Genomic DNA, 13,246 nt, shown 5'->3' on the forward strand with positions numbered 1-13,246 from the left:
TAGATAGATTTGTAGTTTGTCATAAAAAAGAACTATAATTCTTAGACTGAATAATTCAGTTTTGCCTGTTTATTTAGAAAGTTGAGTTTTTCGATAAGCTGTTGGTGTTAATTTTTTTTGATCACGGAAAACGCGTGAAAACGTCTGGAATGAACGATAACCAACTTCTAGAGCGATATCTGTAACAGGAATGGTTGTTGAAGTTAATAAGCTGCATGCATGCCGAATTCTGACTTCATGTAAGAAATGTACAAAGTTTTGTCCCACATGTTCTTTAAAAAGTTCACTTAAATATGGAACACTTACATGAAATTTATTTGCTAAATGGGATAAAGAAATGTCATCGTGATAATGAATATGAATGTATTGAATGACTTCCCAAATGATCCCTTTTTTTGTTGTCTTTCCACTAGAAACGTGAGTCGAATTATTCCTACGTCTCAACCGTTCAAATAACACCAATATTTCTGCAAGCTTGGCTTTTATTAAAATGTCTCGATGATGATAATTTTCTTTATATTCTTCAAGCATTTCTTCCAATATGCTTCTCATTCTCGAGAAATGATGAGCATCAATTTTAATATAAGGATCTAATAAGATTTCCTCTGTTTTAACTAAAGAGTTTAATAACCCCAAATTGTGAAGTAAACCTAGATCGAAGATGCAATTGAATAAAACCAAAGTAGATTCCTTTGCGGCTGAGATTTCATGAATTTGATAAGGAAGAATAAACGTAAAGGTACCTGGCTCCATTTTATGTTCTTTGCCGTTGATTAACTCACTTCCATAGCCTTCAATGACTAGAGAAAATTCAAGATAATCATGTCGATGTGAAGGAAAGTGTTCTTGGATTCTATGTATTGATAGATGAAACGGGAAAGTTGTATTCATATTTGGATATTCAGATAAATACATCGGAAAAGTGGTCATAAAAACCGTTTCCTCCTATCAGAAAAAATGAGATATTTAGATGAAAAATTGATCTGCTATTCTATCAATTTTATTTTATCATAGTTGTAAGCGTTTTTTATGCTTTGCTAAAAGGAAATATTGAGTGATGGAGGTTAGACAAATGGGTAATCAAAAGATTAGAATTGGGATCATTGGAGCAGGAGCAATTGGAAATGTCCACCTAAGTACATTTTCAAAATTAACAAACTTAATTGTTCTGCAAGGGATTACAGACGTGTATCTTCCGCTAGCTGAACAAAGAGCAGATGAATATAAAGTGAACAAAGTGTTTAATAGTGCTGAGGAATTGATTCAAGATAGCAATATAGATGCAGTTATTATTGGTGTTCCTAATAAATGGCATGCACCACTAGCAATCCAAGCATTAAAGGCAGGAAAGCATGTGTTAGTCGAAAAACCTATGGGGATTAACAGTGAAGCTGCAAAAGAAATTGTCAGAGCACAACGGGATTCAGGCAAGGTCGTAATGGTTGGACATCAAATGAGATGGCAATGGCAAATTCAGCAAATAAAAGAACAAGTAGGAAAGGGCTCATTTGGAAAGATTTATCATGCCAAAACAGGCTGGTTCCGTAGAAAGGGGATTCCAGGTTGGGGAAGCTGGTTTACGACAAAGTCAGAAGCTGGCGGTGGACCATTAATTGACATAGGTGTTCATATGTTAGATTTAGGACTTTATTTAATGGGAAATCCGAAACCGGTTTCTGTATACGGATCAACTTATGCCGAATTCGGACCAAAAAAGAAAGGAATAGGAAACTGGGGAACTCCGAATTGGAATGGGCAATATGATGTTGAAGATTTAGCAACTGCTTTAATTAAAATGGAGGACGGATCTACGCTCTCTCTTGAAGTTAGCTGGGCTGTTAATATGGATACAAGCAATAATCCTTTTATTCACATAATGGGGTCTGAAGGTGGTGCTTCTATAAACGGAAATTCTGTAAAGATATTAACAGAGCAATTTGATCAAGCAATAGATCTAGAACTTACCGAGAAGGACCGTGAAGAAGATGATAGAGTATTATTAAGTAAACATTTTATTGAGTGTATTCAAGAAGAAAAACAACCGATTACCTCTGCAATGTCAGGGTTAACAAATAATCTCATTTTAGATGCGATTTATAAATCATCTAAAACAGGACGTGAAGTCATTTTAGATTGGGAAATTTAATAAGATAATAATAATTGGACTTGTGACCGAGTGACGTTATCAAATAGATTATCCTAAAGAGGTGATTTTTTGATGTTAAGAGGATTAACCAAAGCCGGGTTAGGAACTCTCGAAGATGATAAACAATTTGTTGAGTTAGCAGCAGAATACTCTTTTCAAACAGTTGATCTGGATGCAAAGGATTTTATTGAAGCCTATGGTAAAGAAGGGGCAATAGAGATATTACAAACTAATAACATACGAATAGGGGCAATAGGATTACCAGTTGAATGGAGAAGTTCCGACGAAGTGTTTTCAAACGATTTGGTTAAACTTGCTGCATCTGCTAAGGCTGCTAAAGATTTAGGATGTACACGATGTTGCACTTATATATTACCATCAACAGATTTCAATTCTGCACAATTCATGAGCTTAGCAATAAAACGTCTGAGAATTTGTGCAGAAGTTCTAGGTTCTTATGATATAAGACTTGGTTTAGAATATGTTGGTCCCCACCATTTAAGAGATACGTGGAAAAATCCATTTATTTGGACGCAGAAGGAAACTCTGCAATTAATTGATGCAATAGGATTACCAAATGTGGGATTGTTGTTAGATTCATATCATTGGTACACAACAGGGCTTTCAAGTGAGGATCTGACGAATTTAAATGAGCAGCAAATTGTTCATGTTCATATTAATGATGCCGCTGATTTGCCGGTGGAAGATCTGAAAGATAATGATCGGCTTTACACTGGAGAGGGGATCATTAATTTACCATTATTCTTAAGAAGCATAAAGGAAACCGGGTATAGCGGTCCAATATCACAAGAAGTATTAACTCCTTCACAACCAAAAGAATCAAGTGATGAATTAATACGACGCTCTAAAGCTGGGTTTGACAAAGTGTTTAATAAAATATAAAAGTAGTAAAGGCGATCATAAAAATGATCGCCTCAGTTTGTAGACAAAGTAAAAATCGCTAGCCCTTCAGACTGATTGCTAACGCTTGCTTTCGAGGCACGAAGCATTGTGAGGAGCGGAGTTACCGGGGTTGGTAATGAGCACCGCAGCAAGGTGAGTAACGAAGAAAGCGAGCGTTTGTCAACAGTCTGAGGCGATCATAAAAATGATCGCCTTTCTCACTAGTCATTTAAAACTTTATCCATAACTGCTTTAGTTTTTGGTCCAAAAATTCCATCATTTTTTAGTTCTGGGAAGCGTTCTTGAAATTTAATAACAGCACCTTTTGTTTGTGGTCCATATATTCCATCTACTGTCACATTGTAGCTCATATCATTTAATGCTTTTTGTAGTGTTTTTACAGCTTCACCTCGGCTGCCTACTTTTAAAACAGTGTTCTCAAAGCCGAAAGAGTTAATTTCTTTAGATAGCTCTGCATGTGTATTTGGTCCGTAGATGCCATCAACCTTTAGTGTTTTCTTAGATTTCTGAAACGCCATAACAGCTGTTTTGGTATTAGGACCAAATATCCCATCCTCAGATAATTCAGCACCCATTACTTCGTTCAATGCGCGCTGCATGATTTTAACGTTTTCTCCTTTAGATCCTTGTTTCAACATACCTTGTAAGTCAAAGATAGAATAATTGATACTTTCTTGGGCACTTACTCCTCCTGCAGGTACTCCTAATAATAATACAGAAGCAGTTAATACAGTTGCTGATAACTTTTTTAATTTATTCAAATGAAACATCTCCCTTTGTTTGTTTTTCGTATATGAAACGAGAGAGACTTAACAATTGTTTCATCTGAATGATCATTTTTTAAAAAAGATTCATTGATTAATTGAAAAATTTTTCAGAAATCTATTACAAAATTAATAAAACAAATTGAAAATCCTGTTTTTTTATCTTTTTAGAATATAAAAATGATGGTATCCTAAAAGAGATTAGTATAACATTCCAGAATCAATTATCAGACAATCAACACATGAACTGTTCTAAATAAGTAATTTAGAAAGCGGTTTCGTTTTAGGGTAAGAAAGGGGATAAAAAAAAGATGACGAATCAATCTATTGTCAAGAATGTTGAAAAATTAGAAATTCCAACTATTATGAAAGCTGCAGTAATGACGAAGCCTTACGAAATTGAACTTCAGGAAGTTGCTGTTCCAAAAGTTAAAGGTAATGAGGTATTAGTCAAGGTAATGGCTGTTGGGATATGCGGATCTGACATCCATTATTATGAACATGGAAAAATTGGAAGATATGTTGTTGAAAAGCCCATTATTTTAGGTCATGAATGCGCAGGTATTGTTGTAAGTGTTGGCGAACAAGTCTCCAGGTTGAAAATTGGAGATCGTGTGGCAATCGAACCTGGCATTACTTGTGGACAATGCGAATATTGTAAGGAAGGAAGATATAATCTTTGTCCAGAAGTTCAATTTTTAGCAACTCCGCCAGTAGATGGTGCTTTTGTTCAATATATAAAACACCGGGAAGATTTTTTATTTCCTATTCCAGATGATCTATCGTTTGAAGAAGCATCACTTGTTGAGCCTTTTTCTGTAGGAATTCATGCAGCTAAAAGGTCAAACCTACAACCGGGATCAACAGTGGTTATCATGGGTATGGGACCTGTTGGACTTACAGCTATTGCGGCAGTTAAAGCCTTTGGGGCTTCAAAAATAATCGTTACTGACCTAGAGGAAAACCGTTTGAAGGCTGCAAAAAAACTTGGCGCAACTCATGTTATAAATGTTTTAGAGCAAGATCCAAATGAAGAAATTGCAAGCATCACCGCTGGAAAAGGTGTTGACGTTGCATTTGAAACAGCAGGTAATCCGAAAGCGCTTCAATCAGCCCTGAAATCTTTAAAAAGAGGTGGAAAATTAGCCATTGTTGGATTGCCGCCACAAGATGAAATTGCTCTCAATGTTCCACTTATTGCAGATTATGAATTAGACATTTTTGGAATCTTTAGATATGCAAATACGTATTCTCAAGGAATAGAGTTTTTGTCATCACAAAATTACAATTTAGATAGCTTAATTACAGACCGTTATACTCTTAACGAAACGAAAGAAGCGATGGAACGTGCTAGGTTAAATAAAAAAGAAAGTTTAAAAGTGATCGTTTATCCTAATGGTTTAATAGAATAAAAGGTTACCAAAAATAAGTTCTATCTACAATTTCCTTTTAATTAATAATGGAAAAATAAGAAAATTCTCTTTGACAGTTTTCTTTTCTCATGCTAATATGCTATTAAATTCAAAATATCATTAATTATCAAAAAACTCTTATTAAGAGTGGCGGAGGGACTGGCCCGATGAAGCCCGGCAACCATTCAACCATCGTTGTTGAAAAGGTGCTAATTCCTACAAAGTATGTGTCTTTGTAAAATAAGAGGGGATTTCAATAAAATGAAGACCTCTCTATTCTTAATAGAGAGGTCTTTAGGTTTTATTGAGGAAGAAATCGTCTGAAAATTACATATCAAATGTATCAGGTGCTGTGAAAATTTAATCATAGCTTAAAAGGGAAGTCCGGTGAGAATCCGGCACGGTCCCGCCACTGTATTGGGGAGCAACTTATCATTCACCACTATTTCTTGATGAAATGGGAAGGGATAAGAAGCGATGAACCTAAGTCAGGAGACCTGCCTGATATATGCGCTTGTACCTACGGATGATAGGGAGGAGTGAGGAATACGTGTTGAGAAAGCCAAGATGTCTCAATTCTAGTTAGCCATGCGTATGAATCTCTCTTTTCTAATTTGAAAAGAGAGATTTTTTAGTTTGGGACAAAAAAATTAGAGGAGTGTATGAAGGTATGAATCAAATAAAAAGCTCGAATTTAGGCTATCCACGTATTGGTGAAAAACGAGAATGGAAAAAGGTGCTTGAACATTATTGGGCAGGGAACCTTGAAAAGGATGCATTTTTAAAACAAATGGAAGAGATTAGGCTTCAACACCTAAAAAAGCAAAAAGAGCAAGGTATTGATATAATTCCTATCGGAGATTTCAGCTTTTATGACCATGTCCTTGATACAGCTGTCATGTTTGGACTTGTACCAGAGCGCTTTGAAAATAATAGTAATGGACCAGTTTCATTAGAAACATATTTTGATATGGCGAGAGGCAATAAAGGTGCAGTTGCCTGTGAAATGACAAAATGGTTTAACACAAACTATCACTATATTGTTCCGGAGTTACATCATGTAGAGCCTAAACTGGTAGAGAACCGCCCGCTTCAATTTTTCAAAGAAGCAAAACAAAAGCTAAATATTGATGGAAAGCCAGTCATTCTAGGACCAATAACCTTTGTGAAGCTTTCAAAAGGATACAAGAAGTCTGATTTTAATAACGTAGTCAAAAAATTTGTACCCCTGTATGCTCAGATCCTTAAGCAATTACAAACAGAAGGTGTCCAGTGGGTTCAAATCGATGAACCGATTTTAGCAACAAATGTTTCTCTTGATGAGCTTGAATTATTCCAGGAGGTCTACCATCAGTTACATGAAGCAGCACCAAATGTTAAGGTGATTTTGCAAACTTATTTTGATCGTATTGATTATTTCAAAGAAGTTTGTTCTCTTCCAGTCCAAGGGATAGGACTCGATTTCGTCCATGATGGCGGCCATCACCTTGCTGCTTTAAATCAATTTGGTTTTCCACAGGATAAGGTGTTAGCTGCTGGTGTAATCAATGGACGTAACATTTGGCGTGGCAATCTAGATGAGAAGCTTGCAACTATTACTGAACTATCAACGTTTGTTTCAAGGGATCGTTTAATCGTTCAGCCATCATCAAGTTTATTGCATGTACCAGTAACTGTAAAAAGTGAAGAAACGCTTGATGAAGTTATAAAAAATGCATTATCTTTTGCAGATGAAAAAATAAATGAAGTTGTCATATTAACAAGAGCATTAAATAATGGCATTGAATCAGTACAAAACCAAATTACAGAGAGTACATCAGCCATCCAATCTTTAAACAAATCATCATTCCGAAACAATATAGAAGTACAGGATGCCGTAAATAACATTCATTTATATGATGTAGACCGGAGAGCAGAGTTATCTGTGCGTCAGGAATTACAGGCAAATGCTTTTGATTTACCTTTGCTTCCTACGACTACAATCGGTAGCTTTCCACAAACAAAAGAAGTTAGAAATAAGCGGTTAAAATGGCGTAAAGGCGAGTTAACCGATGTGGAATATGAGGATTATATTAAAGCAGAGATTAAAAAATGGATCGATATTCAAGAAGAACTCGGTTTAGATGTTTTTGTCCACGGGGAATTCGAGCGGACAGATATGGTTGAATATTTTGGAGAAAAACTACTAGGATTTCAATTCACAAAGTTCGGATGGGTTCAATCATATGGGTCAAGGTGTGTGAAACCACCGCTTATCTATGGCGATGTTGACTTGAAGGAATTAATGACAGTAAAGGAAACAGTGTACGCTCAATCATTAACATCAAAACCTGTAAAAGGAATGTTAACAGGTCCAATTACAATACTAAATTGGTCATTTGTTCGTGATGATATCCCTCGTTATGAAGTGGCTAATCAAATTGCTTTGGCGCTTCGGAAAGAAGTTGATAGCCTTGAAAAAAATGGCATTCAAATGATTCAAGTTGATGAACCGGCGATTCGGGAAGGACTTCCATTAAAGCGTGAAAACTGGGAGAATTATCTCAATGCCGCAGTTTATGCATTCAAACTTGCTACAACATCTGTGCAAGATGAAACACAAATTCATACACATATGTGTTATTCAGATTTCAAAAATATTATTGATACGATTGATGCACTTGATGCAGATGTTATTTCTATAGAAACATCAAGAAGTCATGGGGAATTGATTCAAGCATTTGAAGAAACAACTTATAACAAAGGGATTGGTCTAGGAGTATATGATATCCATAGTCCACGAGTACCAAGAGTTGAGGAATTATTACGAAATATCGATCGTGCCCTACAAGTACTCGATCCCAAATTGTTCTGGATTAACCCTGATTGTGGTTTGAAAACTCGGGGAATAGAAGAAACGGTTGCTGCATTAAAAGTTATGGTAGAAGCTGCTGAGCATACGAGAGAGAAGTTACTTGTCAACAAAAGATAAAAAGACGATGAATGAATAAAAATGCGGGACCATACTAGGTCTCGCATTTTTTTACATAAAGAGTTACTAAAAAATTAAAAGAATTATAGTGAAGTTACTATTGAACTCACAAGGAATAGTGTAAAATAAGAAAAGATTATACAAATTACTCATTTCTAAGGCTTTGTTAATATTTCCTGTTGATTTCCGAACATTTATCTTAGTGTTAAAAATCAATACTTGTTTATAACAAAGCCACAAATTAATAGTCCTACTGGAGGTTTACATTTTACCATGCCTAATAGCTACGCAGATTCTAATTTAAAACTATTTTCACTAAACTCTGATCCCAAGTTAGCTACTAAGATTGCAGAATTACTTGGCGTTGAATTAGGAAAGAGTTCTGTTACTCGTTTTAGTGATGGAGAAATTCAAATAAACATTGAGGAGAGTATCCGAGGAGATGAGGTATATATCATCCAATCGATTAGCAATCCTGTAAATGAACATCTAATGGAACTATTAATAATGGTAGATGCTTTAAAACGTGCATCTGCAAAAACCATTAATTTAGTTATTCCATATTACGGATATGCTCGTCAAGATCGTAAAGCAAGAGCAAGGGAGCCTATTACTGCAAAGCTGGTTGCAAATCTGCTTGAAAGAGCAGGCTCTACTCGTGTGATTGCCCTGGATTTACATGCACCACAGATACAAGGCTTCTTCGATATACCAATTGACCACCTATTAGGTGTACCAATTTTAGGAGAATACTTCATTAATAAGAATTTAGATGATATTGTCATTGTATCACCAGACCATGGCGGAGTTACGAGAGCTCGTAAATTAGCAGATCGATTGAAGGCGCCAATTGCCATAATTGATAAAAGACGTCCGAGACCAAATGTAGTAGAGGTTATGAATATTGTTGGTCATATTGAAGGTAAAACGGCGATATTAATCGACGATATTATTGACACAGCAGGAACGATAACATTAGCGGCAAATGCATTAGTAGAGCACGGTGCTAAAGAGGTGTATGCATGTTGTACACATCCGGTTTTATCTGGTCCTGCAATTGAACGAATTCAAAGCTCCAAAATAAAAGAATTGATTGTAACTGACTCGATTACACTTCCGGAAGAGAAAAGGATCGATAAACTAGTTGAGCTATCAGTTGCGCCATTAATTAGTGAAGCGATAAAACGTATATATGAAAAACAATCAGTTGACGAGTTGGTACAATAATCACTTTATGAAGCAAAAGCCGGAGCCAATATAAACTCCGGTTATTCTTATTGTTGAAATTTCCAATCGAAGGTGTAAGGAAGTGGAATTTTGAGTGTTGAGATAGAAGACTTAAAAAGTGTAAAGGCAGATTGTGAGAATTGCTTTGGCTTATGTTGTGTTGCTTTACCTTACTTAAAATCTGCGGACTTTGCTTATGATAAGGATAGCGGAATTCCTTGTGAAAATCTTCAGACAGATTACCGGTGTGGGATTCATCGTAATTTAAGAAAGAGTGGATTTCGCGGTTGTACAGTTTATGAATGTTTTGGAGCCGGTCAAAAGGTTTCACAATTTACATACAGTGGAAGAGACTGGAGAAAAAACAAAGAAATTGAAAAGGAAATGTTTGAAGTATTTCCTGTTATGCAGCAACTTCATGAAATGCTTCGTTATTTATATGAAGCATTAAATAGAAAAGAAGCTAGTGGAATCCAAACAAACATACAACAAGCAATAGAAAAAACAGAACGTCTTACTCACCTAAATCCACAATCGATATTAAAATTAGATATAATCCAACATAGGGAATATGTTAATCATTTACTCATTCAAACAAGTGAATACGTACGGGCAAATGTTAAACATGATCAAAAACAAAGGGTTAAATTAAAAAAGGGAATTGATCTCATTGGTTCAAATTTTAAGGGCGCAAATTTCAAAGGAGCAAATTTAAGGGGAGCCTTTCTAATTGCATGTGATCTTAGAAATTCGGACTTAAGATTTGCTGATTTCATTGGGGCAGACTTACGGGATGCAAATATATGTGGAGCAAACTTAACAGGAAGTATCTTTTTAACTCAAGTACAAGTTAATTCTGCAAATGGAGATCATCGTACAAAATTGCCACCATCTCTAGAAATTCCTTCCCACTGGTTAAACTAAATAATGGTTATAAATTGACTTAGTGTGAAAATTCTGTTAAAATTGAGATAAGTTAATTGAACGTTAGTTCCTCCAAAGGGGAGTAGCTGGAAAACAAAGTCGTCATTTCGGGTTTTACCCCGGCTTTGTTGGCAATCATATTGCTAGCGAGACCTTTGCCAATTGATACTTATAAATTGGTAAAGGTCTTTTTTTAGATCTTTACCATCATCGGTAAAGGTCTTTTTCATTTGGTAAGGAATTCATTCTTTTAGCTTAATTCTATAAATAGGAGTGATGAATAGCAATATATTTTAGTTATATTTAAACGAAAAGTTACTTCGGAGAAATTGGGTGAAAGTTTGGAAAAAGATCTATTAGTAGTAGACGAACTATTGTCACAAATTACAATTACATCAAATCCTAACAATAAGCCGGTAACGATTTCAGGAAATGTTCATGATTTAAGTTGTATTGGTGTTGGAACAGATGCTGCTGTTTTTCAATATATTCATGAACCATCATATGCATTTAAGCTCTATGCTGAAGAGAAAAAAGATAAAATTCAAACAGAAGCAAATGTCTATGAACAATTAAATGACTCACCATTCTTTTCTAAATGCTTTGGAGCTTTTGATAGATATTTAGTATTAAGCTTTGAATCGGGTATTACGCTTTATGATTGTCTACTACAAGGTATCCATATTCCTTCACAGGCAATTGCTGATGTTGAGAATGCAAGAAAGTATGCGCAAGATCAGAACCTAAACCCAAGGGATATACATTTAAAGAACATCTTACTACAGAATGGCAGAGCAAAAGTTATTGATGTATCTGAATACTTAAAACCCGGAAATGATCACCGCTGGGAGCATTTGAAGAAAGCCTATGATGATTATTACCACTTAGTTGATGGTAAGGCGATTCCCATTTGGCTTATGGAAACCATCCAAAGGTGGTATAACTTAAGAAAAAATTCTTCCATCGAAGAGTTTATGAAAGATGTATTAAAACTAAAAGTTTTTTGGAAATAAAGGAATTGGAAATATAAAGGAGGAATTAACATGTTAGATAAAATATTAAAATCTTTATTAGGCAAAAAATCAAAACCTTATGGGAAGTACAGCTCAAGTGATTTCAAAAGAAGAAGCTATTCAAAACATCACCATCCATCAAAGTATGGACATCATCACTATAAAAGAAAACATAAATCTGGCAGTTTCTTTAGTTCATATAGCAGTTAAGATTAAATTCTTGAGGATTGTTCAAAACGATCCTTTTTTTATGCTGTCTTTCAAACTTATATGTAAACGGATTAACTTTTCCTGTTTTCCATTAGAAATTCGTGAACTTCCTCTACCGTTAACCCAATCTTTATAGCTGTTTTCATTAGTTCGATCCACTCTAAATCCAAACTTTCATCGTTCATTTCTTTTGCTGAATTTATCATTATAATCATCCCCGTTATGAAAGGTTCTTGAAACTATTTTGACTGCAACCCGTACAAATAAAGATTAACAATCTCATTTGCTAATTCTTCCGGTTTCTTAATTCCATTAAAAAGACTTGTCACAGTAAGACGTTCAATCACTCCGACTAAACTATCTGCAACCGTTCTCATGTCAAGATCTTGACGAAAATATCCATCATTCTGTTCTGAGATTAAGTTACTTGTTATTTGCTCTGCAATTTGATTTTTAATATCATCAGCTTCTGCTGAAATGAAAAAACCGATCTTAGTTAAATGAGGGTCATCGTTTAGAAAGGAAAAGATGGCGGCAAGCCCACCGGCTATTCTTCCAGGAAGATTGGTACCATCCAATCCGGATTCAAGTCTACTTTCTTGTGAAAGTTGCGATAACTTAGTCCGAAAATGATTAACTAGTTCCTGAAAAATAGCTTCTTTGCTATGGAAATATAGATAAAAAGTCGGTTGAGTAACACCAGCTCTTTTAACGATTGTACTAATTTTTGTTGCATGAAATCCATTTGTGGCAAATTCTTCGGTTGCAATTGATAGTAACTTCGCTTTACTTTCTAGTCCATTTGAACCTTGTTTTCGACCTCTTTGTCCCATAATGCAAAAACCCCATTTGAATTATATTACTCATAAGTATTATCCAATGAAATGAATGAATTAGTCAAGGATTATATGCTAGCGGTTCTCTCAAAGATAATTAGATTGACTTCTCATTTAACTTTGTATAGAAGAACAACAATTGATTAAACTATGTTTGTATTTGCATATTAAAAGATGATAAATTTACGAGTAAAAAGTATCGATGTACATAGTAAACCGGGTAATTGGGATAGGGTGGATAAATAATGACTATAAATGAATACTGGCAAAAAATTGAAGAGAATAATCAACAGTTAATTCCTTTATTTTCTTCTTACTGGAATGAGTACTCAAGCTTTGGAACTTCGCAGTTTTGGTTAACTCTTTCTTTAATGGTCATGCCACTACTTTTACTTTATTTCACAGTAGATCGAAAAAGATTGTTTGAGGTGTTCTTTTTTGGATATACTGTCCACATCATTTGGACATATATAGATATTATCCTCGCAAGAAACGGTTTATTTGTTCATAAATTCTTCCTTACACCTTTGTTACCATATGCTCTTAATATGACAGCTTCAGTACTACCGGTTGGATATTTACTTGTGTATCAGTATTGTACTAATCATAAAAAGAGTTTTATTCTCTATACAGTTGTTTTAAGTGTTATTTTTGCATTTGGATTTGCAACAATTGAAGTTCTATTAGGTACAGTGGAATTTAATAATGGCATGAATCAACTTTATTTATTTCTAATCGATCTTGGAATTGCATTCTCAGCATATTTATTTACAAGAGTTTTAAAACATTGGAAAGCCAATGAAAAAATATAAGTGAAGC

Annotated in this window: 13 protein-coding genes and 2 riboswitches; of the genes, 9 read left to right on the top strand and 4 right to left on the bottom strand. The window is 34.9% G+C overall.

The window, feature by feature from the left end:
- Positions 1 to 69: 69 nt before the first annotated feature.
- Positions 70 to 930: an AraC family transcriptional regulator gene (locus HWV59_RS12150; RefSeq protein WP_175638953.1), complete on the bottom strand. Its 861-nt coding sequence runs from the start codon at positions 928 to 930 to the stop codon at positions 70 to 72.
- A gap of 142 nt (positions 931 to 1,072) precedes the next feature.
- Here HWV59_RS12150 and HWV59_RS12155 point away from each other — a divergent pair, with 142 nt between their 5' ends.
- Together HWV59_RS12155 and HWV59_RS12160 are read left to right on the top strand one after the other, a co-directional pair.
- Entirely contained in the window at positions 1,073 to 2,146 is a 1,074-nt protein-coding gene (locus tag HWV59_RS12155; RefSeq protein ID WP_175638954.1) for a Gfo/Idh/MocA family protein, read from the top strand.
- 72 nt (positions 2,147 to 2,218) lie between these two features.
- Entirely contained in the window at positions 2,219 to 3,049 is an 831-nt protein-coding gene (locus HWV59_RS12160) for a sugar phosphate isomerase/epimerase family protein (protein WP_175638955.1), read from the top strand.
- A 221-nt stretch (positions 3,050 to 3,270) separates the two neighbouring features.
- On the opposite strand, the gene HWV59_RS12165 is transcribed toward HWV59_RS12160, so the two are convergent.
- Positions 3,271 to 3,831 (bottom strand): peptidoglycan-binding domain-containing protein, encoded by a 561-nt coding sequence (locus HWV59_RS12165; RefSeq protein ID WP_175638956.1) that lies wholly within the window; start codon positions 3,829 to 3,831, stop codon positions 3,271 to 3,273.
- Positions 3,832 to 4,145: 314 nt separating this feature from the next.
- On the opposite strand from HWV59_RS12165, the gene HWV59_RS12170 reads away from it, so the two are divergent.
- The 6 genes from HWV59_RS12170 (at position 4,146) to HWV59_RS12195 (ending at position 11,591) form a co-directional block, all read left to right on the top strand.
- Complete coding sequence (locus tag HWV59_RS12170) at positions 4,146 to 5,246, top strand: NAD(P)-dependent alcohol dehydrogenase (RefSeq protein ID WP_235991716.1); 1,101 nt, start codon at positions 4,146 to 4,148, stop codon at positions 5,244 to 5,246.
- 135 nt (positions 5,247 to 5,381) lie between these two features.
- Positions 5,382 to 5,493, top strand: a riboswitch (SAM riboswitch).
- 81 nt (positions 5,494 to 5,574) lie between these two features.
- A riboswitch (cobalamin riboswitch) is annotated at positions 5,575 to 5,765 on the top strand.
- A gap of 151 nt (positions 5,766 to 5,916) precedes the next feature.
- A complete protein-coding gene (gene metE / locus HWV59_RS12175) occupies positions 5,917 to 8,217 on the top strand; it encodes a 5-methyltetrahydropteroyltriglutamate--homocysteine S-methyltransferase (protein ID WP_175638957.1) in 2,301 nt (766 codons plus the stop codon).
- A gap of 273 nt (positions 8,218 to 8,490) precedes the next feature.
- Complete coding sequence (locus tag HWV59_RS12180; protein WP_175638958.1) at positions 8,491 to 9,444, top strand: ribose-phosphate diphosphokinase; 954 nt, start codon at positions 8,491 to 8,493, stop codon at positions 9,442 to 9,444.
- A 90-nt stretch (positions 9,445 to 9,534) separates the two neighbouring features.
- Positions 9,535 to 10,368, top strand: a complete 834-nt coding sequence (locus HWV59_RS12185; RefSeq protein WP_175638959.1) for a pentapeptide repeat-containing protein — start codon at positions 9,535 to 9,537, stop codon at positions 10,366 to 10,368.
- 341 nt (positions 10,369 to 10,709) lie between these two features.
- Positions 10,710 to 11,381 (top strand): serine/threonine protein kinase, encoded by a 672-nt coding sequence (locus HWV59_RS12190; RefSeq protein ID WP_175638960.1) that lies wholly within the window; start codon positions 10,710 to 10,712, stop codon positions 11,379 to 11,381.
- 30 nt (positions 11,382 to 11,411) lie between these two features.
- On the top strand, positions 11,412 to 11,591 hold the full coding sequence (locus HWV59_RS12195) for a hypothetical protein (RefSeq protein ID WP_102229813.1): 180 nt from the start codon (positions 11,412 to 11,414) through the stop codon (positions 11,589 to 11,591).
- 71 nt (positions 11,592 to 11,662) lie between these two features.
- On the opposite strand, the gene HWV59_RS12200 is transcribed toward HWV59_RS12195, so the two are convergent.
- Positions 11,663 to 11,797 (bottom strand): anti-repressor SinI family protein, encoded by a 135-nt coding sequence (locus HWV59_RS12200; RefSeq protein WP_235991717.1) that lies wholly within the window; start codon positions 11,795 to 11,797, stop codon positions 11,663 to 11,665.
- Between the two features lie 33 nt (positions 11,798 to 11,830).
- Complete coding sequence (locus tag HWV59_RS12205; RefSeq protein WP_175638961.1) at positions 11,831 to 12,424, bottom strand: TetR/AcrR family transcriptional regulator; 594 nt, start codon at positions 12,422 to 12,424, stop codon at positions 11,831 to 11,833.
- A gap of 248 nt (positions 12,425 to 12,672) precedes the next feature.
- Between HWV59_RS12205 and HWV59_RS12210 the strand changes: the two genes are divergently transcribed.
- On the top strand, positions 12,673 to 13,239 hold the full coding sequence (locus tag HWV59_RS12210) for a hypothetical protein (protein WP_175638962.1): 567 nt from the start codon (positions 12,673 to 12,675) through the stop codon (positions 13,237 to 13,239).
- Positions 13,240 to 13,246: the final 7 nt, after the last annotated feature.

The organism is Metabacillus schmidteae, assembly GCF_903166545.1.
GTDB lineage: Bacteria > Bacillota > Bacilli > Bacillales > Bacillaceae > Metabacillus > Metabacillus schmidteae.